The 23,187-nt window shown below is 64.7% G+C and carries 19 protein-coding genes and 1 tRNA gene; 12 read left to right on the forward strand and 8 right to left on the reverse strand.

Annotated features, from left to right (window positions below):
- The first annotated feature begins 320 nt into the window (after positions 1 to 320).
- The 4 genes from C935_RS0104205 (at position 321) to C935_RS0104220 (ending at position 5,452) form a co-directional block, all read left to right on the forward strand.
- Positions 321 to 905 carry a LemA family protein gene (locus tag C935_RS0104205; protein ID WP_018139689.1) on the forward strand — a complete coding sequence of 195 codons (585 nt, stop codon included), beginning with the start codon at positions 321 to 323 and terminating at the stop codon, positions 903 to 905.
- 9 nt (positions 906 to 914) lie between these two features.
- Positions 915 to 2,888 carry a M48 family metallopeptidase gene (locus tag C935_RS0104210; RefSeq protein WP_018861265.1) on the forward strand — a complete coding sequence of 658 codons (1,974 nt, stop codon included), beginning with the start codon at positions 915 to 917 and terminating at the stop codon, positions 2,886 to 2,888.
- Positions 2,889 to 2,931: 43 nt separating this feature from the next.
- Positions 2,932 to 3,018 (forward strand) — tRNA-Leu (locus tag C935_RS0104215).
- A 148-nt stretch (positions 3,019 to 3,166) separates the two neighbouring features.
- Positions 3,167 to 5,452 carry a diguanylate cyclase gene (locus C935_RS0104220; protein WP_026278630.1) on the forward strand — a complete coding sequence of 762 codons (2,286 nt, stop codon included), beginning with the start codon at positions 3,167 to 3,169 and terminating at the stop codon, positions 5,450 to 5,452.
- Positions 5,453 to 5,473: 21 nt separating this feature from the next.
- On the opposite strand, the gene mnmD is transcribed toward C935_RS0104220, so the two are convergent.
- The 4 genes from mnmD to C935_RS0104240 all read right to left on the reverse strand — a co-directional run bounded on the left by mnmD (position 5,474) and on the right by C935_RS0104240 (position 10,768).
- Positions 5,474 to 7,336, reverse strand: a complete 1,863-nt coding sequence (gene mnmD, locus C935_RS0104225) for a tRNA (5-methylaminomethyl-2-thiouridine)(34)-methyltransferase MnmD (RefSeq protein ID WP_018861267.1) — start codon at positions 7,334 to 7,336, stop codon at positions 5,474 to 5,476.
- Positions 7,337 to 7,376: 40 nt separating this feature from the next.
- The gene (locus C935_RS0104230) at positions 7,377 to 8,900 is read right to left on the reverse strand and encodes a peptidoglycan DD-metalloendopeptidase family protein (protein ID WP_369771389.1); all 1,524 of its coding nucleotides are present in this window, start codon (positions 8,898 to 8,900) and stop codon (positions 7,377 to 7,379) included.
- A 111-nt stretch (positions 8,901 to 9,011) separates the two neighbouring features.
- Positions 9,012 to 9,794 (reverse strand): ABC transporter permease, encoded by a 783-nt coding sequence (locus C935_RS0104235; protein ID WP_018861269.1) that lies wholly within the window; start codon positions 9,792 to 9,794, stop codon positions 9,012 to 9,014.
- Positions 9,791 to 10,768: an ABC transporter ATP-binding protein gene (locus tag C935_RS0104240; RefSeq protein WP_018861270.1), complete on the reverse strand. Its 978-nt coding sequence runs from the start codon at positions 10,766 to 10,768 to the stop codon at positions 9,791 to 9,793. The genes C935_RS0104235 and C935_RS0104240 overlap by 4 nt, the downstream gene beginning before the upstream one ends.
- A gap of 88 nt (positions 10,769 to 10,856) precedes the next feature.
- Between C935_RS0104240 and C935_RS0104245 the strand changes: the two genes are divergently transcribed.
- Positions 10,857 to 12,248, forward strand: a complete 1,392-nt coding sequence (locus C935_RS0104245) for a M17 family metallopeptidase (protein ID WP_018861271.1) — start codon at positions 10,857 to 10,859, stop codon at positions 12,246 to 12,248.
- A gap of 8 nt (positions 12,249 to 12,256) precedes the next feature.
- Here C935_RS0104245 and C935_RS0104250 read toward each other — a convergent pair whose 3' ends face one another.
- Together C935_RS0104250 and C935_RS0104255 are read right to left on the reverse strand one after the other, a co-directional pair.
- Positions 12,257 to 13,060 carry a creatininase family protein gene (locus C935_RS0104250; protein WP_018861272.1) on the reverse strand — a complete coding sequence of 268 codons (804 nt, stop codon included), beginning with the start codon at positions 13,058 to 13,060 and terminating at the stop codon, positions 12,257 to 12,259.
- Positions 13,061 to 13,092: 32 nt separating this feature from the next.
- On the reverse strand, positions 13,093 to 13,881 hold the full coding sequence (locus tag C935_RS0104255; RefSeq protein WP_018861273.1) for an FkbM family methyltransferase: 789 nt from the start codon (positions 13,879 to 13,881) through the stop codon (positions 13,093 to 13,095).
- A 123-nt stretch (positions 13,882 to 14,004) separates the two neighbouring features.
- On the opposite strand from C935_RS0104255, the gene C935_RS0104260 reads away from it, so the two are divergent.
- From C935_RS0104260 to C935_RS0104270, 3 genes are read left to right on the forward strand one after another with little or no spacing between them, the layout of a single operon-like run.
- Positions 14,005 to 15,135, forward strand: coding sequence for a ChaN family lipoprotein (locus C935_RS0104260; RefSeq protein ID WP_018861274.1), 1,131 nt, complete (start codon positions 14,005 to 14,007; stop codon positions 15,133 to 15,135).
- A gap of 13 nt (positions 15,136 to 15,148) precedes the next feature.
- A complete protein-coding gene (locus tag C935_RS0104265) occupies positions 15,149 to 17,125 on the forward strand; it encodes a M1 family metallopeptidase (protein WP_018861275.1) in 1,977 nt (658 codons plus the stop codon).
- A complete protein-coding gene (locus tag C935_RS0104270) occupies positions 17,122 to 17,541 on the forward strand; it encodes an HIT domain-containing protein (protein ID WP_018861276.1) in 420 nt (139 codons plus the stop codon). Before C935_RS0104265 ends, C935_RS0104270 begins: the two co-directional genes overlap by 4 nt.
- A gap of 6 nt (positions 17,542 to 17,547) precedes the next feature.
- Here C935_RS0104270 and C935_RS0104275 read toward each other — a convergent pair whose 3' ends face one another.
- On the reverse strand, positions 17,548 to 18,198 hold the full coding sequence (locus C935_RS0104275) for an OmpW family protein (RefSeq protein ID WP_018861277.1): 651 nt from the start codon (positions 18,196 to 18,198) through the stop codon (positions 17,548 to 17,550).
- A gap of 419 nt (positions 18,199 to 18,617) precedes the next feature.
- Here C935_RS0104275 and C935_RS0104280 point away from each other — a divergent pair, with 419 nt between their 5' ends.
- The 4 genes from C935_RS0104280 (at position 18,618) to C935_RS0104295 (ending at position 22,269) form a co-directional block, all read left to right on the forward strand.
- Positions 18,618 to 20,138 (forward strand): DUF1538 domain-containing protein, encoded by a 1,521-nt coding sequence (locus C935_RS0104280; RefSeq protein WP_018861278.1) that lies wholly within the window; start codon positions 18,618 to 18,620, stop codon positions 20,136 to 20,138.
- Positions 20,135 to 20,482: a hypothetical protein gene (locus C935_RS0104285; protein ID WP_018861279.1), complete on the forward strand. Its 348-nt coding sequence runs from the start codon at positions 20,135 to 20,137 to the stop codon at positions 20,480 to 20,482. The genes C935_RS0104280 and C935_RS0104285 overlap by 4 nt, the downstream gene beginning before the upstream one ends.
- A gap of 40 nt (positions 20,483 to 20,522) precedes the next feature.
- Positions 20,523 to 20,915 (forward strand): CBS domain-containing protein, encoded by a 393-nt coding sequence (locus C935_RS0104290; protein WP_018861280.1) that lies wholly within the window; start codon positions 20,523 to 20,525, stop codon positions 20,913 to 20,915.
- 79 nt (positions 20,916 to 20,994) lie between these two features.
- Positions 20,995 to 22,269 carry a GGDEF domain-containing protein gene (locus C935_RS0104295; RefSeq protein ID WP_018861281.1) on the forward strand — a complete coding sequence of 425 codons (1,275 nt, stop codon included), beginning with the start codon at positions 20,995 to 20,997 and terminating at the stop codon, positions 22,267 to 22,269.
- An 84-nt stretch (positions 22,270 to 22,353) separates the two neighbouring features.
- Here C935_RS0104295 and C935_RS0104300 read toward each other — a convergent pair whose 3' ends face one another.
- Complete coding sequence (locus C935_RS0104300; RefSeq protein WP_026278632.1) at positions 22,354 to 23,115, reverse strand: class I SAM-dependent methyltransferase; 762 nt, start codon at positions 23,113 to 23,115, stop codon at positions 22,354 to 22,356.
- Between the last annotated feature and the right edge of the window lie 72 nt (positions 23,116 to 23,187).

Raw genomic sequence — 23,187 nt, forward strand, 5'->3', positions numbered from 1 at the left:
TGGGGTTGGTGCCCCCTGTTCCCCGATCCTGCGTTGCGCCGCTTGCGGGTAGAACCACTACCCGCTGCACGACGCGCCTTGTCTCGGAAAACAGGGGGCACCAACGCGGACGTGCGATTAAATCAGCGTCTCCCTAGGGTGGGCCTTGTAAGCTGAATTTTGCGTGTAGCTTTTTTTGTGTGTGGCGTTTCGGTCAAGCGGACGTTCGAATGTCAGGGATTTGGCTCCCTGCTTCCGCGTGCCCTTGCCGGTAGGGATGTTCGCCGACAGGGCTGATCGTGCGTAAACTCAGCAGTTTGCCTGTCAAGGGAGAAGCCGGCATGGAATGGGTGCTGATCGCGATTGTGGTGCTGCTCGTGGTCTGGGCGGTCTGGACGTACAACCGGCTGGTGACAGCGCGCAACCGCTACAAGAACGCGTTTGCCCAGATCGACGTCCAGCTGACGCGGCGCTACGACCTGATTCCCAACCTGGTGAAGGTCGCGGAACGCTACATGAGCCATGAACGCGACACGCTGGAGGCGGTGATCCAGGCGCGCAATCAGGCGATGGACCGCCTGAAGCAGGTGGGCGGGGACCCCACGAACACCGAGGCCGTGCGCCAGCTTTCCGGGGCCGAGCAGGGCCTGTCCGGCGCGTTGGGGCGGCTGTTCGCCCTGTCCGAGAACTACCCGGACCTGAAGGCGAACGAGAACATGATGCAGCTCTCCGAGGAGCTGACGAGTACCGAGAACCGGGTGGCCTTCGCGCGTCAGGGCTACAACGACGCCGTGATGCAGTACAACATCCTGCGCGAGATGTTCCCGAATACCCTGATCGCCAACAACTTCGCCTTCCGCCCGGCGCAATTGCTGGAGATCGAGGACCCGCAGAAGCGCGAGCCGGTCGAGGTCAACTTTTCCTAGGGACAGGGCATGAATTTCTTTGAACATCAGGACCGTGCCCAGCGGCGCACGCGCTTGCTGCTGGGCCTGTTCATGCTGGCCGTGCTGGCGATTGTGGTGGTGATGAACCTGATCGCGCTGGTGCTGTTCGGCCAGGCCCAGGCAACCGAACCGGGCGAGCCCTGGCTGACCCGGGAGTTTCTCCGCGACAACCTGGACGTGGTCGGCTGGACCAGCGCGTTCACCGTGGGCCTGATCGGTCTGGGGAGTCTCTATCGCATGCTGAGCCTGCGCGATGGCGGCGGGGCGGTTGCGCGCGAGCTCGGGGGGACGCGGGTCGAAGGGGATACCCGGGACCCGTTGCGTCGACGCCTGATGAACGTGGTGGAAGAGGTCGCGATTGCCTCGGGTGTGCCGGTGCCCGAGGTCTACGTGCTGGAGCAGGAACCGGGTATCAACGCCTTTGCCGCCGGGTATTCGCCGTCCGATGCCGCGGTCGCGGTGACGCGCGGCGCGCTGGAACACCTGAACCGGGACGAGTTGCAGGGCGTGGTCGCCCACGAGTTCGGGCATATCCTCAATGGCGATATGCGCATGAACATTCGTCTGGTCGGGATGCTGTTCGGGATCCTGGTAATGGCCCTGATCGGGCAGCGCGTGCTGCTGGCGATGCGCTTGTCCCGTAACAACCGCAACGCGGGTGGAATCGTGGTCGCGGGCCTGGTACTGATGATCGTCGGCTACATCGGTCTGTTCTTCGGCCGCTGGATCCGGGCGTCGGTTTCGCGCCAGCGTGAATACCTGGCGGATGCCTCGGCGGTGCAATTCACGCGCCAGCCGGAAGGCATTGCCGGGGCGCTGAAGAAGATCGGGGCCAGCTACTCCGGGCTCAACGCGGACAGCGAAGAGGTCGGGCACATGCTGTTCGTCAATGGCGGCCTGGGCCGGATGTTCGCGACCCATCCGCCGCTGGAGGATCGCATCCGCAAGATCGAGCCGGGTTTCGATCCATCGGAACTCAAGGCGCTGCACAAGCGCATGCAGGACGATGCGCGGCGCCGCCGCGAGGAGCAGGAGGCGGAAGCTGCCCGCGAACAGGCCGAGCCGAAGGCCGGGGGTGGGCTGGGGCTGCACCCCGAGGCCCTGCTCGACGCGATCGGCGATCCCGGACTGGCGCATATCCTCGGGGCCGGGTTCCTGGTCGCCGCGGTGCCGAGCGTCCTGGAACGCTCGGTGCACTCCGACCGCTGGGCTGCCGAGGCGGTTCTGTACCTGCTGATCTCCCCTGATACCGAGGTGCGGGATACCCAGCTGATGCGCATCCTCGAGGCGCGCGGCGAAGACAGCGAGAAGCGCGTACGCGAACTGCTGCAGGAGGTGCCGGAGCTCAGCCCGGACCTGCGCATTCCACTCCTCGAGATGGCCTTCCCCGTGCTGCGCCGGCACCCACCACAGGAACGGGAGGTCCTGTCGGGGCTTGTGGACGAACTGATCCAGGCCGATGGCCGGGTGTCGGCTTTCGAATATGCGCTCGGGCGGCTTGTACGGCGTCAGCTACGGGATATCGAACGTCCCTCGCAGGCCCGTTCTGGCGGCCGCCGTCGGCTGGCCGACAACAGTGGTCAGGCACGCTACGTGCTCGCGGTTCTGGCCCATCACGGCCACCCGGAAGATCCCGAAGCGGCGGTTACGGCGTTCAATGCCGGCGTGGCGGCGCTGACGGGGATCATGCCTCTGGAGTCCGAAACTCCCCCCGAGCTGGAGCAGGCCACCGCCGGCAGTGCCTGGGCGACGGTGCTGGACAAGGCCCTGGAACGACTCGATCAACTGCGGGTCAAGGACAAGCGCACGCTGGTGGAGGCCATGTTGGCGACCGTTCAGCGTGGCGGTGGTGTCCAGGTGGCCGAGATCGAATTGCTGCGCGCCATGGCCGCTGCACTGCACATCCCGCTCCCCATCGCGGAGATGGCGGATGTCTCACAGGGGAACGGGCCGTCCGACTGACACTCCACAGCCGGCCGGCTTAGCCGGTATGATGCGAGTCTCCGGGGGCGTGGCGGAACGGGTAGACGCAAGGCACTTAAAATGCCTCGGCCGCAAGGCTGTGCCGGTTCGAGTCCGGCCGCCCCCACCATGATTGATATCTCCGCATGAAGTTTCTGGCTCGAACATCCATTCGAGATGGATTTTCCTGCGCCTGTGTGTAAGCACTGATCTCATCGTTCCCCCTGCGACGTTTTGGGCGCATAGTGGGAACTCGGCAGGTTGTGACAGGCTTGGGCATGGATGACAGCGCACACCCGCGCGAATCAGACAAGAAAACAGCGCGTCTCCACAGGGATTCGGGTGGCCAGTCCACATCGGGCCCATTGGTTGTGGGCGTGCTGGCGGCCATCGTGTTCCTCGGGCTGTTCTTGCTTATTGACCGTGCCTGGAAGAGCGAGCTGACCGAACGCCAGAGCGCGACCGTTGCAAGCGAACTGGCCAGTTTGCGCACGCAAGTGGAAAGCCTGATCAACGGGCTGGTGCATTCGACCATCGGGCTGGCCGCCTACGCCTACGCCCATCCCGAGATGGAGAGCAGTGAGTTCGAACGCGTCGCCGAGCGCATTCATCGTGGGCACGAAGATCTGATGCTCTCCCTGACTCTGGCCAGGGGCCCGGTCATCGAGTTTGTCTATCCCCTTGAGGGCAACGAGCCGGTCGTGGGACTCGACATTGGGGCTCACCCGGAGCAGGCGGCTTCGTTCTATCGGGTATTGCGGGAACGCGAGCCCGTGGTGGCAGGTCCCTGGCCCCTGGTTCAAGGCGGTTGGGGTTTGTTGGTGCGCGCCCCTGTGGATACCGGCCCGGTCCAGGATGAACCATGGGGTTTGGTCGACGCTGGGTCGGATCAGGCTATGACGATTAGCAGCATAGCGCTTGATTTTGAAGTGTTGCTGGATAAAGCGGGTATCCATGACCGGATGGATTTGCTGCGAGTGGCGCTGCGAGGTCGCGACGGCGCGGGCGACTCCGGCCCGTTCTTCTACAATCCCCACGACCTCGATGACGATGCCCCATACCAGCACCACATTCGCTTCCCCGGAGGCGAATGGCAGCTCCTGGCCGAACTGGACCCCGCTCATGCGGGTACCGATCGTCCCGTGGCCTGGTGGGCCCTGGGCCTGGTGGGCGCCCTTGCGGTCGGAGGGTACGCGTATCGGGTGGGGACGGGCCTGCAGCAAAGGCGCCGCGACCTGGATCGCTATCGGGGGCTGGTCAATCGCCTGGAGGACCCGACGCTCGTGGTATCCGGCCGACGCATGCTCTGGGCCAATCCGGCCTTTTCCCGAATGCTGGGATATCAGCCGCCGGTCGATACGGAGCTCGAACGGCTGGACCTGGTTCATCCGGATGATCTGGATCGACTGCCACCGCAACTGGATTTCGCGGACACAGACCCGGAAACGCATGGTCAGGAGGTTCGCATTCGTCTGGGGCAGGGAGACTATCGGTATTTCCTGTTGCGCTGGGTGCCCGTCGACTGGGGCGAGGGTCACGCCTTGCTGTTGACGTTTGTAGATGTGCACGAGAATCGACTGTTGTTCGATGCCCTGACCGCTGCCCGTGACCTCCAGGAGGCGATGTTCGAGGCCATTCCGGGTTATGCCCTGGTGGTGGATTCTGTGGGCACGATTCGGCGCATATTTGGTGACACCTGCCATCGCTTGTCGCCAGCCGTACCACTTGTCGGTCAACGGCTGGACCAGTTGCTGCCATCGGAGTTGGCCGGACGGTTTCTCGAGGTGGTACACCGCGCGATCGAGGAGGACACGTTGCAGACGTATGAGTACCGTCTGGATGGTGACGTGCTGATGAATCTGGGGCTTGTTGAGGACGGGCCCGCGGTACGGTGGTTCGAGGCACGGATTCGACCATTGGCACGGTCCGTGGACGATCTGCCGGCAGTCGTATGGCATTCCCTGGATGTCACGGAAAGGCGTGAGCTGGAGGCGCGGTTGAAGACGATGGCCTGGGAGGACCCGCTAACCGGGATGGCCAACCGCGCGGCACTGGAACGGGCATTTCCACGACTGGCCGCCCGCGCAGATCGCCAGGGGGGCCGTCTGGCGCTACTGTTCATCGATCTTGACCATTTCAAGCCGGTGAACGATCGTCACGGCCATGCGGTGGGCGATCAACTCCTGCGGCGAGTTGCCGAACGGTTGAAAGCGCACTTGCGTCCGGACGATGTGCTGGTGCGGCTCGGGGGCGACGAGTTCATCGTCCTAACCGCGCCGCTGGATGAACGCGAAGAGGGACAGCACCTGGCCGAACGGGTGAGGCAGGATCTGGACAGTAGGTTCGAGATCCACACAGGACCTGACGATGCTGTGGAGTTGGAGCTTACCTCGAGTATCGGCGTCGCCTTCTATCCCGATGCGGGCCGGCATCTCTCCGATTTGATGATCGCGGCCGATCGGGCCATGTATCGCGTGAAGGCCCAGGGGCGCAATGACGTGGCCCTCGCGGACGACGTGTCCATTCCCAACCAAAACAGCCCGCAGTCGGCAAACCACCGGTAAGAGATGCCTCGTTGAAGGCGCCTAGGACAGGCTACGCTGCGGGTCGAGGCGGCTTGCGGTACTGTCCAGCAGGGGCTCTGGCAATCCCAGCAGTCGATCGGCCAGTAGTTCGGCCGCGAGCGGTGCGTACAGGAGCCCGCGCGATCCGTGAGCCGCGTTCAACCATACCCGTTGGTCGGGGTTACGGCTGCTGGCGCCGGCCAGTGGCAAGCGATCACGAACCACGGCGCGCGTTCCAGTCCAGCGGCTCAGCGTCTCGATCTTGGTCGGATCATCAAGCCCCGGGACCCAGCTCAGATGTTCCAGATTGAGCTGGTCGTCCTCGGCACGGGGAGTGGTATCAGGCAGGGTATGCCGCGGATGTGGTGGTTGCGTGCGCCGATAAGTGGCGCCGATCCAGGCCTCGCCGGGGCCTAGGGGGATGCAGTAGCCCTGTCCCGTCGAGACCTGTCCGCCCCAGTCCGGCAGCGGGGCACGAATCCGGGTCATCTGTCCGGACACGGTGGACACCTGTTTCAGTTCAGGGCACAGGGGACGGGTACCGGGCGCCGCTGTAGCAACCACTACATGATCCCATGGCGTCGAAGGCTCGTTCGCTTCGCCTTCTTCGGTCACCAGGCGCAGGCCTTCGCCGGCAGCCTGCAGACCCGTAACTCTTTGGGCTTCGACGGTGGGGAGCAGCTGTGCAAGCGCCGTGCAGAATTGCGCCAGGTCAAGGCCGCACCCTGCAGGATAGTAGAGGCGTGGCTCGGGTCCCGAGTTTGGGCCCACCTCAAGGTCGAACAGGCAGCCGGTGTGTTCCCGACCCGCGCGCAGCAGGCGCTGAACACGCTTTCGACCGTGTGCGCTGACACCATGAAACGAGACCCCTTCCGCCAGCACGGGGTTGATCCCGGTCTGCCGGGTGATCTCGGCCAGCAGGGCACGGGTCGAGCGCATCCCGGCCAGCGCCAGGTGGTTCAACTCGGTGTCCCTGAAGTGCGGATTCGGCAACAGGACAGCAGCCGGGTTGCCCGATGCGCCGCCGCCGGTCCCGGCGGGATCGAACAGTCGCACGTCGCAGCCTCTTTGCTGCAGAGCGAATGCGGTCGCAAGCCCCGCGAGACCTGCGCCCACGACCGCAACGCGGGGGCATTCGGCTCTCGCGGGCGGCAGGCCCGCATACCGCCCCTTGAGGCGTTCGCGTTTGCCGCCATGCCCCGGGGCACGTTCCACCGCAAATCCGACGGCCTCCAGGTCCCTGCGCACCTGTCCCGCGGCGGTATAGGTGCCAAAGGTCGCGCCAGGGTGTGAAAGCCGGGCGATCTGACGAAAGACCGCCGTGTTCCACAGGCCGGGGTTCGATCGTGGCGCAAAACCGTCCAGGAACCAGGCATCAATGCCACCGCGAAGCTGTGCAAGCAATGGGGCCGCATCCCCCAGACCGAGCGTCAGCACGGCTCGCGCATCGGGGAAAACGATCCGGTGCAGGCCCGTGACCGCAGGCGGATACTGCGCCCGCAGGGCTCGCGCATCGGCGTCATCCAGCCCCAGGTGTTGGTGGACTTCCTCCAGGCTGCCTGGCGACAGCGGGTGGGCTTCGAGGCTCAGCAGGGAGAGAAAAGCACCGGGCGGTGCATGCTGCCGCCACTCCTGCAGTGCGAGCAGGATGTTCAGGCCCGTGCCGAAACCGGTTTCTCCGACTGCAAAGCACCCGCCGCTCGCGAAGCGTCGCGGTAGATCATTGGCTTCGATGAAGACTTCTCGAGCCTCGGCCCTGGGGTCGTCCGATCCGAAGTAGGCGTCCTGGTACTGCGGTGCGTAGGGGCGACCATCACGCCAGACGAGTTGTGCTGGCGAAAGTGGCTCACAGGGGATGGCAGGCGAGTGTACGGGAGTGACCATGAAGGCGCGCCCTACTGGGGCGCGTTGTTCGACCTTCGTGTTACTGAGCCAGCAACTCGTCGTAGGGAGTGAACGCGACCTGCGTGTTGCGCACGCCGTTGTCGAGCTGCGCCAGGAGGGTCTGGCTCAGGCCCTTGAACTTCTCCAGTTCCTCGCCCGCGAGGGACTCGCTTTCCGGCAGTTCCACGCGCATCGGGTCGCGTGGCTGATTGTTCACATGGATCTCGTAGTGCAGGTGTGGCCCGGTCGAGCGCCCTGTATTGCCGGACAGGGCGATGCGCTCGCCGCGCTTTACGGTGTCGCCTACGCTGACCAGTTGGCGGTGCAGGTGGAGATACCGGGTAGAGTAGCCCTGCCCATGCTCGATCACGATAAAGCGACCCGCGTATGGATGGTTCTCCACACGGGTGACGCGGCCGTCCGCGGGGGCATTGATTGGAGTGCCGATCGGCATGGCGAAATCCGTCCCGGAATGCGGTGCTACGCGGCCCGTGACCGGGTGGCGTCGGCGTGGGTCAAAACCGGAACTGATACGGTAATTGCCCGAGAACGGACGACGATCGAATGGTGGCAGCAGGCTCTCACCGTCCGGCGTGTAGAAGCGGCCATTGGAGTTGCGGGCCGCACGTACCGAGATGCGCTGTCCTTCGTAGTCGAAGGCCAGCAGGCGAAGATTGTGCGGGGTGTCGTCGCCGACCAGGGTTTCCATTTCCAGCAGCAGGGTGAACTCGTCACCGGAGCGGGCCTGGGTACGCACCGGGAGGTAGCGATCCAGCAGCACGGCGATGGCGCCCGCCGCGCGTGGCGAGAGGTCCGTACGTTGTGCCAATGCGGCGGACACATTGCCCTCAATCTCGGCGCTGATCACCATGTGGCTGATCTCGCGCCCGTTTTCGACCTCGCCGCGCTCGAAGTCCCAGCCATCTTCCTCGCGGATCCATTCGTAGCCGCTTGCACGGTCGGTCCAGAGGCGAAGATGGGTCAGGTAGCCTTCTTCGTCCACCTGCCATTCGATCTCCTGCCCGGGCCGGATGCGGTTGAGGATCGAGGCGTTCTCGTCATCGTCCAGAAGGCGATAGAGGGTCGCCAGCGGCAGGTCCCAGTCCCGTTGCCACAGGCTGGTCAGGCGCTCACCGCTCTTGAGCTTGTGGTTGTTCCAGTCCGAGCGGTCCTGTTCGGCCACGCGATCCTCGCCTTCGTCGAGGTCGAAGGTTTCGTACGAAGTGGGGTAGTCGGTCTCGTCGTCGAACCCGGAGTCATTGATCAGGTCGGTTGCGTAGGCGACCTTGGTGGCCTTGGCGTCGAAGTGCGAACCGGCAGTTCCGGCCGCGGCCTGCTCATTTGGCTGGGAGAGTCGCTCGGCCTGACCATTCTGGCCATCGGGGGAAATGGTGGGCACCATCGGCGACATCTTGCCGTTGGCCCCGGCCTGCAACGCCGCGATATCGAGCGGTTGCGAGGTTTCGGCGGGCTGAGAAGCGAGAAGAAGACTGGCGCTGATCGCTACAGCGAGCCCGGCTGCGCCGAGAAGAAAGACGGGTGGGATCTTTCGTTTGACGCCCATATGGCCTCTGCCCGGAAAAGTTTCCGCTTTATACCACGTTTTTTCCGGTAATAAACCCCCTCTTGCCCACGTTGCGCGGAGTCGCGGGCAGGGTGGCGTTGTCGTGATGCATCAGGACCGGACCCCGATCCCCTTGTTCAAAAGTATCAGGGCCGCCGTGTACAGGACCGCGATGAAGGCCACAATTACGGCAAACGAGACCATGATGGGGAAGTCGCTGGAGCCGAGACTGCCGTAGCGAAATCCGTCCACCATGTAGAGGATCGGGTTGAGCATCGATACGCCCTGCCAGAACTCGGGGAGCAGGCTGACCGAATAGAACACGCCGCCGAGATAGGTCAGGGGAGTGAGCACGAAGGTGGGCACGATCGCGATGTCGTCGAAGGTGCGGGCGAATACGCCGTTGATCAGCCCCCCCAGGGCGAACAGGATCGAGGTGAGCAGGACGACGACCAGCATCACGCCGATGTTGTGGATGCTCAGGGGGCTGAAGAACAGCGAAACGAGCAGGACTGCTACGCCGACGCTGAGCCCGCGGGCCACGCCCCCGAACACAAAACCGAGGATGATAACGCTGTTCGGGATCGGCGAAACCAGCATCTCTTCGATATGGCGCTGGAACTTCGAGCCAAAGAAGGACGAGACCACGTTCGAATAACTGTTGGTGATCACTGCGAGCATGATCAGCCCGGGGACGATGAAGTCCATGTAGCGAAAGCCGTCCATGTCTCCGATGCGCTCGCCGATCAGACCCCCGAAGATGATGAAGTACAGGGCGGTAGTGATCACCGGCGGCAGGATGGTCTGCACCCAGATGCGTGCGAAGCGCAGCACTTCCTTGGTCACAATAGTGCGAAAGGCGACCCAGTAGTCGTGCAGGTGACGCGCGCTCATTGTGGATTCTCCGGCTGCTCGGTCGCGCCTTCGGCACCGGGGGTAAGATGGCTCGGTTCCGGCTCGCTGCGTGTCATCCGCAGGAACAATTCTTCCAGACGATTAGCCTTGTTGCGCATGCTCTGAACCTTCAACCCCGCCTGGTCCAGGGTGCGGAAGAGGTCGTTCAGGTGCTGCCCCCGCTGGATGTCGGCCTCCAGGGTGAGTTCGTCGATCTGCCGGATCGGGATGTCCGTGTCGCGGGGGAGCTGCAGGACCGGCTCGCTGAGATCCAGCACCATGGTCTCGGTTTCGAGCTTCGCGAGCAGCTGTTTCATGGTTGTGTTCTCGACGATCTGGCCGTCATCGATGATTGCGATGTTGCGGCAGAGGGACTCGGCCTCTTCCAGGTAATGCGTGGTGAGGATGATGCTGCGGCCATCGGTATTGATGCGCCGGAGGAAATCCCACATGGAGCGACGCAGCTCGATGTCCACGCCAGCGGTAGGCTCGTCCAGGATCAGCAGTTTGGGTTCGTGCACCAGGGCACGGGCGATCATGAGTCGGCGTTTCATCCCGCCGGACAGGGTGCGGGCCATGTCTTTGCGCTTCTCCCAAAGCCCCAGCTCGCGCAGGTAGTGCTCGGTGCGGCGCCAGGCCTCGTGGCGCGGGATGCCGTAGTAGCCCGCCTGGTTCACCACGATCTCGCCGATCGGCTCGAAGTTGTTGAAATTGAACTCCTGCGGGACCAAGCCGATCGAGCGCTTCACGGCCTGTTGGTCGCGATCCAGGTCGTGCCCGAACACGCGCACCTCCCCGGCGGTCTTGTTGATCAGTGAGGTGATGATGCCGATGGTGGTGGACTTGCCGGCCCCGTTCGGCCCGAGCAGGGCGAAGAAACTCCCGGGCGCCACCTCCAGATCGATGCCCTTCAGGGCCTCGAATCCGTTCTTGTAGGTCTTGCGCAGGCCGCGAATTTCCAGCGCTGGTGACATGCTCACATCCTGTGGCGGTGGGTGTACCGGCCGGGACGGCCAACGGGCGTTATTATGGCCGTTTTGACCGACTCGGGAGGAAAGCCGCGTGGATTCTGCCTTTGTTGAAGCCGCCGACGACGCCATCGATCTGGTACCCGTCACCGCCGACACCCTGGAGGCCCGTCTCGAGGCGGCACCGCCGACCTGGCGCGCCTGGGCCGAGGCGGGGCGCTTCGAGGGCAAGGACGGGCAGGTTTTGCGCGTGCCGGGTCAACAGGGACAGCTGGCCGCGATTCTGGTGGGGTTCGATGCCGATATACCCCTGTGGATGCTGGCGGTAGCAGCCGAGACCCTGGCCACGGGCCACTATCGTCTGCTGACGGATGGGCTCGACCCGGCGACACAGGAGCAGGCCGCGATCGGCTGGGGCCTCGGCTGCTACCGCTTCGACCGTTATCGGGCGGCCGAGGATCGGCCGGCGCCCAAGCTGGTCTGGCCCGAGTCGGTCGACCGCGAGCGGGTGGGGGCCTACATCGAATCCATCGCCATGACCCGCGATCTGATCAACACGCCGGCCGCCGACATGATGCCCGCGAACCTCGCCCTGACCGCGCGCGAACTGGCCGAGGCCTTTGGTTGCAGCCTGCATGTGGTGAGCGACAGCGACGCGCTGGAGAAGTCGTACCCCTGCGTGTATGCGGTGGGGGAGGCGAGTGCGCATGGCCCGCGGGTGATCGAACTCACCTGGGGCCCCGCGGATGCGCCGTCCGTGGTGCTGGTAGGCAAGGGGGTCTGTTTCGATTCTGGTGGCCTGAACCTCAAGCCGGGCAACTCCATGCGCCAGATGAAAAAGGACATGGGCGGTGCGGCGATCGTGCTGGGGCTCGCGCGACTGATCATGGCGACGGAACTGCCGGTTCGGCTGACGGTACTGATTGGCGCGGTCGAGAACGCGGTGGGTTCGCGCGCGTTTCGCCCGGGCGACGTGCTGACCGCGCGCAATGGCAAGACGATCGAGGTCGACAATACCGACGCGGAAGGTCGGCTGGTGCTCGCGGATCTGCTGGATCGGGCCGGCAGCTTCCACCCGGACCTGCTGGTGGACTTCGCCACCCTGACCGGCGCGGCCCGCGTCGCGGTGGGGACCGAGATCAGCGCCGTATTCGCCAGCGATGATGACTGGGCGAAGTCGCTGGAAGCCCCGGCCAGGGCTTGGGACGACCCGGTCTGCCCACTACCGCTGCATGCACCGTATCGCTACATGCTGGACAGCGACGTGGCCGACATCGTCAACAGCTCGACCGGTGGCTACGCCGGCGCGATCACGGCGGGACTGTTCCTGAAGGAATTCGTGCCGGAAGACGTGCCCTGGCTGCACTTCGACATCATGGCGTTCAACGTGCGCGCCCGGCCGGGTCGGCCCAAAGGGGGCGAGGCGATGGGGCTGCGCGCGCTGTACGGGGCACTGGAAGAGCGCTACGCCCGCCCGAAAGCGTAAGCGGGGTTTCAGCGGGCGAGGCGTTCGATCGGGAAGGCGGCGGTATCGGTGATCGCGCGCGCCAGGCCTTCGGCGTAGTGGTCGATCAGGGCCTGACCCAGCTCGGGCGTGGCGCGGTCGGCGGCCCCCACCACGCCGCCTGGATTGAGGTCATCCGCCATCCAGGCGAACGCCGTCTCACCGGTGGGGCCCAGGCGTCGGGTCGTGCCCTCGAGATCCTCGCCCAACGAATGGGCGTCCGGCGCTCGGTCCATCTGGACGAGTTTCGGTGCCAGCACGCGCATCATGGCCGTTTCGATCAGACCACCGTGCAAGCCATGTCGACACTCGCGTTCGGGGATGTCGATGGTTTTCGGCAGTGGCTGCAGGAAGTAATGGTGCTTGGTGACCAGCAAGCCATGCGCCCGGCGCAGATCCAGCGCGGCGAGTTCCATGATTGCGGTGTTGCCCCCGTGGCTGTTGGCCAGCACCACGCGGCGAAAGCCGGCGTGGGCGACGGCTGCACCGATCTCGCGCAAGACGGCCAGCGCCGTTTCCGGTGTGAGGCTCAGTGTTCCGGCGAAATGGGTATGTTCGGTGCTGGTGGCGATCGCCATTGGCGGCAGTACCAGCGGCTCGAGATCACTCGGGAGGAGTGGCGCCACCGCGTCCAGCAAACCCATGCCGATGCGCAGGTCCGTGTCCAGCGGCAGGTGGGGTCCATGCTGCTCGATCGCGGCCATGGGCAGTATCACCACCGCGTCGCGACGGGCATGGCCTCCGACGGCCTCGGTGGTCAGGTCCTGCCAGCGGATCAGAGTGCGGGTGTCCATTAAAGCAGCGTTGTCCGCGAGCGCGGCCCGGGTCAAGCCCCGCGCAGTCGGGCGTAGATGTCGCCGGAACCCACGCGCTCCACATGCTGCTCCAGCCAGGAGCGGATGGTGTCCGCGGTCTGCCAGGTGTCGAATCGGAAGCGGCGCTGTTCACCCACGATCAGGTTGTACTCGTAGTCACCCAGGGCGGCCAGTTGCTCCAGGCAGTCCTCGGTGACCTCCTCGGCCCCGGCGACGAACTCGAAAGACAGCGCCGGGACGGGCTGGCTCAGTCCGCGCAGGACCTCGGCCTCCAGGCCCTCGACGTCGATCTTGCAAAAGGCCGGCAGACCGTGATCGGCAATGAGGTGGTCCAGGGTGATCATGGGGACCGCGACCTGATCGTCCCAGGTCACCTTGCGGAAGCTGCGATTGCGTTTCGCGATCTCGCTTGTGAAGCGCCGGGAGACCGAGGAGACGGTCGGGGTGCTGCGACTGACCTCCAGCTGCGCGGTACCATTCTTGGGCCCTACGGCCTCGCGGCGGATCCGCACGCCCGGGAGCCTGGCGGTAGCCCTGCGGAGCAGCCGCAGGATATGGGGCTGGGGCTCGAGCGCGATCACGCGCGCCCCGAGTGCGGCGAAGGCGCGTGTGCGATCCCCGATATGGGCGCCGATGTCGAACACGAGATCACCGGGCCGCACGAATCCGGCGTAGAGGCGGCGCAGGCCAGCCTGGCGCCCGGGTCGCCAGTAGATCGCCATCGAGCGCAGGGTGCCCAGCCACGCCTGCAGGCGCTGGGGGAGCCGGTTGCGCGCGGCGGTGTCCTCGGGCGTGTGCATGTCAGCAGGCTACCGGACGCGGAACGTGGCGGCCATCACGGGGTCCGAGAGTAGGTCTATCACCGGGGATGGAGCCTCAGACAGGAGAGTGGCATGCAGAGCAGACGAATCCGACGGCGTGGCATGGGCGTGATGCTCGCCGCCATGCTGGCCGCACCAGGGTTGCCCGGCGTGGCCAGTGCGGCCTGCCCGGCGCCGGGACAGTGGGCGACGCCGGCCGGCGAGGAACTGGACCGGGCGGAGCTGTTCGCCGAACTGGCACAGGCGGACGCGGTGCTCCTCGGGGAGCGCCATGACCGGATGGATCACCATCGCTGGCAGCTGGGAACGCTGGCAGCCCTGCACGGCCAGCGCCCGGACATGGTCATTGGCCTCGAGATGCTGCCACGTTCGGTGCAGCCGGTGCTGGACCAGTGGGTGGCCGGCGAGCTGGACGCGGATGCCTTCCTGCGGGACAGCGACTGGTATATCCACTGGGGCTTCAACCCGGAACTGTACTGGCCCATTCTGCATTTTGCACGCGTTCATGACGTGCCGCTGGTGGCACTGAACGCCGAACGCACGCTGGTGCAGCGTCTCGGAGAGGAGGGCTGGGACGCGGTACCGGAGGACGAGCGTTACGGCGTGAGCCAGCCGGCCGATCCCCCCGACGCGTACCGCGAGTATCTGGTGGGCGTGATGGAACGCCATCCGGCGGGTATGGAGCGCGATCCTGATCGGTTCGTCGGGTCGCAATTGGCCTGGGACCGGATGATGGCCGCCGGCATCGCCGACATCCTGGAGGCTTCGGACGATCCACCGCTGGTGGTCGGGATTATCGGCTCCGGTCACCTGCAGTACGGCCATGGTGTACCACATCAGCTGGCGGATCTGGGCTTTGGAGATGCCCCGGTTCTGCTGCCCCGCGAGTACCGGGAGGATTGCACTGCGGACGATCCGGATCTGGCCCGAGCGGTGTTCGGTATTACCGATGGCGATCGCTTTGAACACAGCTCGCCGATGCTCGGGGTACAGCTGCGCGGCGATGAGGACGGCGGCGTGATCATCCAGGATGTGCAGGCGGGCTCCATCGGCGAGGCCGCGGGCCTGGAGGGAGGCGATCGCGTCCTGCGCGCCGGCGACCAGGCTGTGGAGCGCCCGTCGGATCTGCAACGGATTGTTCAGCGGGTGACGCCGGGTACCTGGCTGCCGCTGGAGATTGAGCGTAACGGCGAGGCCGAAGAGCGCGTGGCCCGATTCCCGTACGCCGAGTAAACGAGGGGGTGATATGCGCACGGTGTGGTGGATCTCGGTCGGCCTTCTGGCATCGCTGGGCGCCTCGGCCGCTTCGGCGGCGGGCGATGATTACGCCCAGCCGGATACCGACTTCCCTCTTGGTCTGAGCATTCATCTGCACCCGGGCGAGTCGGCCTTCGACGGGCGTCTGGCACTGGATCTGGAGGCCCTGGATCGGGATCCGCCGAGCCGGCTGCGCCTTGATCCCGCCATGGGCGTCGATGCCGTGACCCTGGATGGTGACTCTATCGATCACGAGTTGACCGAGTCGGGCTGGCTGGAGTTGGGGAGCGCGCTGTCCGATCGGGACACCGGCCTCCTGGTCGTCGAGTATGGCGCGCGGTTGTCGCGTCCTGACCAGGTGCGTCCCGGCTCGGGGTTCCTGGGCGAGGAGGCCGGGTTTCTGCCAGCCGGGGCCGGCTGGTATCCCGCACTGGAGGACGAGCCCGTGCCCATGCGGATTCACTTGACGGCAGGAGGTGGCCAGAAGGCTGTCGTGTCCGGCTCGCTGGTGGAAGACGGCAATGAAGGGGATGGCTACTGGGCCCGGTACGAACACCCGGCCGCGCGTGATTTGGCGCTCGCCTCCGGCCTCTGGGAGTCGGGCGCGATCAAGGGCGACGGCTGGCAGGTGCGCACCCTTTTCCCACGGGCGCTGCACGAGGCCTTTGGCAAGACCTACCGCGAGAAGACCGTCGAGTACATCGAGCGCTTCGAGTCCGAGATCGGGCCGTATCCGTACAGCAGTCTGACCGTGGCGGCCTCGCCGCAGCCGGTAGGGCTGGCGTTCTCCGGCTTTACGCTCTTGGGCGAGCAGGTGATCCCGCTTCCCTTTATCCCGCATACCTCGCTGGGGCACGAGGTCCTGCACATGTGGTGGGGCACGGGCGTCTATGTCGATCGTTCGGGTGGCAACTGGTCGGAGGGGCTGACCACCTACATGGCGGACTACCAGTTCAAGCGCGAGGCGGGCGAGGGGCGCGAGGAGCGAGGGCAGTGGTTGCGCGACTACGCGGCGCTCCCGCCGGATGAAGATCGCGCTCACGGCGAATACCAGGGCGGCAACCAGGGCGCGCGGCGCATCGCCGGCTATCACCGTGGCGCGATGATCTGGCGGATGCTTGAGGACTGGGTCGGGCGCGACGCCTTTCTGGAAGGCGCCCGCACGCTCTACAACGACTGGAAGGGGCGCGAGGCGGACTGGGATGCATTGATCGCGGCCTTCGATTCCGCCACCGACGAGGAGCTGGAGCCGTTCTTCCGCCAGTGGATCGATCGGCGCGGTGCGCCGGCGCTCGAGCTGGCCGATCTCGCCGTCGAGCAGGAGACGAATGGGTGGACGTTGTCGGGCACGTTGCGTCAGTCCGTCGATGACGAACCCTGGGATCTGCGGGTGCCCCTCGTGATCGAGACCGAACAGGGGTCGGAGACGTTCTGGATTGCGCTGGCCGACCGTGAAAAGGCGTTCGAGGTGGATCTGGATGCCGAGCCACTGCGCGTCGCTGCGGACCCGGACTGGCGGCTGTTTCGCCATCTGGCCGACGAAGAATCCCCGGCGATCCTGCGCCGCGCCGCACTGGACCCGGACACACAGGTGATCGCGTTGGGTTCGGCGCGGCCGGTCGAGGTCGCGCCCTGGCTGGGGCGCGCACCCGAGCAGAGCCAGAACGTGGAAGGGACTCGCATCGTGCTCGGCGAGCCGGATTCGGTCCGCGACTGGCTGCGCGCCCGCGAGTGGCCGGAGTCGCCGGCGGCGATCGACAGCGATCTGCCCGAGTCCCCGGACGCTGCCACCTGGGCCGTGCCCGGCGAGGACGTGATCGTGATTGCGGCCCCGGACGCGCAAGAACGACGCGCACTGGCGGGCGAGCTGCGCCACCGGGCGCATTACAGCTATGTACTGCTGGAAGGGGACGAGAGGGACACCGGGCACTGGGCCACGCCGGGGATCTGGAAGGAACTGCAATGACAGAGGCGTTCGAGCTGGATAGGCGCCTGCACGCGGATACCTGGTTCGTCGCGGACTGGCGGCTGTCAACATTGCTGCTGATGGATCACGCGGCGATCCCGTGGTTCATCCTGGTCCCGCGCCGAGCAGGTCTGCGCGAGTTGCATGACCTTGGGCCCGACGATGCGGCGATGCTGGTTCGGGAGTCTTGGGTTCTGGCGCGGGCGATGCAGGCGGCATTCGAGCCGCAGACGCTGAATGTGGCCAAGCTGGGCAATATCGTCGAGCAGTTGCACCTTCACCATGTCGCCCGGCAACCGGGCGATCCAGCTTGGCCCGGGCCGGTCTGGGGTGTCCCCGCCGAGCGGGGCCTGCAAAAGAACGAGGCCGAGGACCGCATGCAGCGGGTCCTCGGCCTCGTCGAAGAGCTCGGTTAGGTCGGTTTAGAAGCGGTAACCGACGTTCATTCCGAAGGTCCACGGGTCGATCTCGACGGTGCCGATGCGGTTGCCGTCCAGACGCGCGGTGCTTTCGATGTCGATCCAGCGCACCTCGGTATTCAGGAACCAGTTGTCGTCCAGCGCGATGTCGATCCCGGCCTGCAGTGCAACACCCCAGGAATCATCGAGTCGCAGGCGGCTATCCGAAAGGCCTCCGCGGGTGGTCGTGTCAAAGAAGTGGGTGTAATTCACGCCGGCCCCCAGGTACGGGCGGAACGCCGAGCCGGTGTTGAAGTGATACTGCAGGCTCAGGGTCGGCGGCAGCAGACGGGTGTAGCCGACGTTGCCCAGACCTTCCAGGGCGATGTTGTGCTTGAACGGGATCCCGACCAGCAGCTCCAGGCCGAGGTTGTCGGTGAACATGTAGGTGACGGTACCGGTCGGGCGGGTGTTGGAGCCGACGTCCACGCTCAGATCAGCCGGGGTCAGTTCGCCGTTGTCGGACTTGGGCGAAATGTGGGTCAAGCCGCCGCGCAGCAGCCAGTCGCCGGCGGAGACATCCGCACTGGCCGCGGTCGCATGGGCCGGGATCAGGGCCGCCGGGGCCAGCAGGGTGGCCAGGGCAAGGGAACGAAAGGTCAGGGTGCGGCGCATGTTCGGGTTCTCCGATGACGTGAATGTTCGGAGGTACTATCACCTGCTAAACATTAGGGCTTGTTGATGCAGATCATGTGCGATGACGTTATCGGAAGGGCAGCCGTTGCTCACCGAAGCCGTAGAACCCTCTGTGGGCAGAAGGCTCCTGCCGATCCAGTGGCCTCAGCACTCCGCAGGCATGTTCACCGCCGATCGGATGAGCGCGCTTGTGCATCCGGGACCCGGCGGGAGGCCATGCCAAAACTGCCCATGGCGCCGATGAGCACGGCGCGATAGGGTGTTTGCAGGGATTCCATGGATACGCCGTTTGGGGGGCAAGCCACCGTGCATGCGTACATCAAGCCGCGGTTCCCGATGCCGGTGAGCGATTCAGGGACGATGATCCCCGGTTCGGGCCGGGACTGGACAAGGAGCGCATGAACTTCCTCCACACCCTGGGGCACGCGGCACGTAATCTGGCCCCCATCGTCATTGTGGTCGCGGTGTTCCAGGCGCTGGTGCTGCGTACGGTGCCGGATGGCCTGTTGTCCATGGTGATCGGGCTGGCCATCGTGGTCTTTGGCGTGGCGCTGTTCCTTCAGGGCCTGGAGATGGGGATCTTCCCCATCGGCAAGAACCTGTCGAATGCCCTGGCCCGGCGCGGTTCGCTGCTGTTGTTGATGGCTTTTGGCTTCACTCTCGGCTTTGCCACCGTGATCGCGGAACCGGCCCTGATTGCGGTGGCGGAGCAGGCGGAGCTGATCAGCGAGGGGCGGATCGAGGGACTGGTCCTGCGTCTGATCGTCGCGCTGTCGGTGGGTGCCGTGGTCGCGCTGGGCATTCTGCGCACGGTGATGGGCCACCCGCTGCACTGGTACATCCTGAGCGGCTATGTGCTGGTGGTGCTGGTCACCTTCTTTGCCCCCGAGGAGATTGTCGGTCTGGCCTACGACTCGGGCGGGGTGACCACCAATATCGTGACCGTCCCGTTGGTCGCGGCGCTGGGTCTGGGCCTGGCGGCCTCGATCAGCGGGCGCAATCCGCTGCGCGACGGTTTTGGCCTGGTGGCGCTGGCGGTGATGGTGCCGATGATCACGGTGCAGCTGTACGGGATCATCGTATTCGCCGGTGCGGATATCGATGCCCCGGGCAACGGCGAGACCGCGACGATGGACGCGGACACGGATCTGCCGGGTGCGGACGAGGAACACTGGCTCTCCGCGATGGGGATGGATCTGCTGCTGATGCTGCGCGATGTGGCACCGATTATCGCGGTGATCGTGGTGTTTCAGTACTTCGTGCTGCGCAAGCGCATCCCGTATCTGCCGCGGGTGATCTTCGGCTTCGTGCTGGTGGTGCTGGGCCTGTACGCCTTTGTGGTCGGGCTCAAGCTGGGCCTGTTCCCGATCGGCGAGAGCATGGCCGAACAGTTGATCACCAACGAGCTGTTTCTGTGGGTCTATCTGTTCGCGTTCTCCATCGGCTTCGCGACCACGATGGCGGAGCCGGCATTGATCGCGATTGGCCAGAAGGCGGAGGAAGCGGCGCGCGGTTCATTACGCGGCAACGTAATCCGAATCCTGGTGGCGCTGGGCGTGGCGATCGGAATCACCGTTGGGGTCCATCGCATCCTGGCGGGGGATTCCATCCATCACTACATCATGGGCGGTTACCTGCTGGTCATCGTGCTGACGATCCTCGCGCCGAAGCAGATCGTGGCACTGGCCTTTGATCTGGGTGGGGTAACGACCTCCGAGGTGACCGTACCCCTGGTGACGGCCCTTGGCATCGGACTGGCGACCCACCTGGAAGACCGCAATGTCCTGATCGACGGCTTCGGCCTGATCGCCTTCGCGTCGATCTTCCCCATCGTCACCGTGATGGTCTACGCCATCGTGGTGGATATTTACGAGCGCTGGACCGGCAGGGGCCGCGCGCAACAGGAGGATTCGCCATGAGATTTTCGGCATTGATCGCGGTGCTCCCGGATGACTTGGAACCGCAGGCCATCGAGACGGCCAAGGCCGCGGGTGCCGGCGGCGTCACCATCATGGATGCCCGCGGCATTGGTGCGGAAGCGCGCAAGACGTTTCTGGGTATGACGTACGAGGGAAGCCAGTCCGTGTTGATGTGGGTGCTGGAGAAGAAGGTCGCACTGAACGTGCTCAAGGCCGTCAGCAATGAGCTGGAACTGGAGGGCGATCCGCGAGGGGTCGCGTTTACGGTCGATATTGCCCATCTGGCGGGGATCGGCCGCAAGCAGATCGAGCAGTTCCAGGAACACGTTAAAGAAGAAATTTAGGGAAGCTTCTGTTTCCCTAAGGCCTGAGGAGGGCTCGAGCATGCTGGTAAGCGACATCCTGAAATCCGACGTGATCACCGTTTCGCCGCTTGCGCCCTTGCGCGAGGCGATGCAGCTGATGCGGAAGCACAATGTGAAGTCCCTGGTCGTGGACAAGCAGCACGAGCACGACGCCTACGGGATCATCACCTATACGACGATCCTGAAGACCATCGTGGCGGAAGAGGGCGATATCGATCTCTCCAATGTCTATGATGTCTGCGCCAAACCGGTGATTACCGTGCCGGCCGAGATGGATGTGAAATATGTGGCCAGGCTAATGGTCAACCAGGGCATCCGTCGCCTGGTGGTGCTACGTGGCAATACCCTGGAGGGTATCGTGACCACCAGCGACATCGTCGGATCGATCCTCGAAATGGCCGATATAGAATGAACCTCGATGCCGTTTGATACTCGGACCGATTGGGCCTGGCGACGCGCGCCTCAAGGCCGATTCACTCACAAGGAATCCCGTGGCCACCGTTTCCCATATCGAGGGGTTTGAAAAGCTCCGCCTTCTGGATGCCGCTATTGAGCAGGCGCGGCATGCTGTCTTGATCACGGATGCGGATCTCGACGAAGGCCCTTGCATCGTCTACGTAAATGCCGCTTTCGAGCAGATGACCGGGTATGCCAGGAGCGACGTGCTGGGGAAGACGCCCGCTCTGCTACAGGGCCCACGGACGTCCAGGGTGGTCCTCGACCGGCTGCGCGCCGCCCTCGAGTCTGGCGGGGATTTCGACGGCGAGACCATCAACTACCGCAAGGATGGCAGTACCTACATGGTGCGCTGGCAGGTTTCCCCCGTGTATGCGGAGGATGCGCCCGAGCGCATTACCCATTTCGTCTCGATCCAGCAGGACGTGACCGAGGAGCGCGCCCGCGATGAACGGCTGAGGCTGTTGTCGACCGCGGTGGAGGTTTCCGGTGACCCGGTCATGATCACGGACCCGAGCGGCACGATCACCTACGTGAACGCCACCTTCGAGGAGCTGATGGGCGTTGCCCGCAGCGAAGTACTGGGTGACAACCCCCGGCGGTTCAAGTCGGGTCGTCAGGACGACGCCTTTTACCGCGTGATGTGGCAGACCCTGGAGCGTGGCGAGACCTTCCGGGGTGAGTTCGTGAACCGACGCCGCGATGGGTCACTGGTTCATCTGGAGCAGACGATCACCCCGGTGCTTGATGACCGGGGCCGGATTTCGCATTACGTGGCCCTGGGCAAGGACATCACCGACCGTGTGCGCATGGAGGACGAGATTCGCCGCGTGGCACATACGGACTGGCTTACCGGGGTCGCCAATCGCCTCAGTCTGGGGAACACCCTGGAGGCGGAGATCGAGCGCTGCCAGCGCTATGGACGTCCGCTGAGCCTGATCATGTTCGATCTGGATCATTTCAAGGCGGTGAATGACCGCTATGGACACGAAGCCGGTGACGAAGTGCTCAAATCGCTGGCACAAACCGTGACGGCCGAGTTGCGTGAGGCCGACACCCTGGGGCGTTGGGGCGGCGAAGAATTCATGATCGTGGTACCCGAGACACGGCTGGTCGGTGCGAACGCCCTGGCCGAGAAGCTGCGCCAGGCCGTTGCGGCGATGAACGTCCCGGGGGTGCCCAGCGTCACCGCGAGTTTCGGCGTTGCCGAACTGGCTTCGGGCGATAGCGCCAAGCTGTTGGCGCGGCGGGCGGATGAGGCCATGTATCAGGCCAAGCAGGCCGGGCGCGACCGCGTGGTGGCGCTGTAAAGGCAGACCCATTGAGTGGGGGGCACAAAAAAGGCCGGCATTCGCCGGCCTTTTTGATGCATGCGCAAACGCGTCGGCGAGAGCTTACCCGCGGCGGCGCAGCACCCAGATTTCCAGCAATGCCCACTCTTCGCCGGGATAATTCTCCTGCTCCAGCGGAGACAGACGACGGTGGCGAGTCGCGGTACTGCCGACAAAGTCCAGACGATTCAGCAACAGGCGCTTGGTGGCGTCCGCTTTTTCTAGTGCGAAGGGGTTGAGAAAATTCACCAGCATGTAGCCTTCGCCCTTGCCCCGCGCGAAGGCATCCACCAGGCTCTCGATGGCCGGAGGATCCAGATACACCAGCGACGCGGTGGAGATAACGATGTCCGCCTCTTCCATCGACTGTTCGATCGCATTGCGCGTGTCGGCGTCGGCCTCGTTCAGGTCGGCTTCGAACGTCTGGTCGAACAGACCCGCGCTCTTGCCGTAGGCCAGGGCGTTTCCGGAGATGTCGATACCGGTCGTCTTTATCGGCAGACGACGTGGGGCGGCGACCGTCTTGCAGGCCTGCTCATCGGCCCAGTTGGCGCGGATTGCCTCGACATCCATGCCGTGCACGGTCGCCATGGTGGTGTTGCCAAAGCAGCAGCACAGGTCGACATAGTTCAGGGTCTTGCCCGCATCGGCCTGTTGCTGCGCCCAGGGGAGAATCAGCCGGTCGAAGGTTTGCCGGTTGAAGTCGTCGGAGATGTAATCGAGCGCGTCGATAATGCGCTTCTTGAACGGCACCGGGGTCTCGGCGACGTAAATATCGTCGAAATGCTGTTTCTTCTCCTCGGTCTTCACTTGCGGCTCACTCATCGGCTTCTCCTCGTTTGATAAACCCACCATGATCATGGGCATGAGGCATGTTCGTCAAGTAACGCCACTCGC

It is taken from the genome of Thioalkalivibrio sp. ALJ3 (genome assembly GCF_000377205.1).
Classification (GTDB): Bacteria; Pseudomonadota; Gammaproteobacteria; order Ectothiorhodospirales; family Ectothiorhodospiraceae; genus Thioalkalivibrio.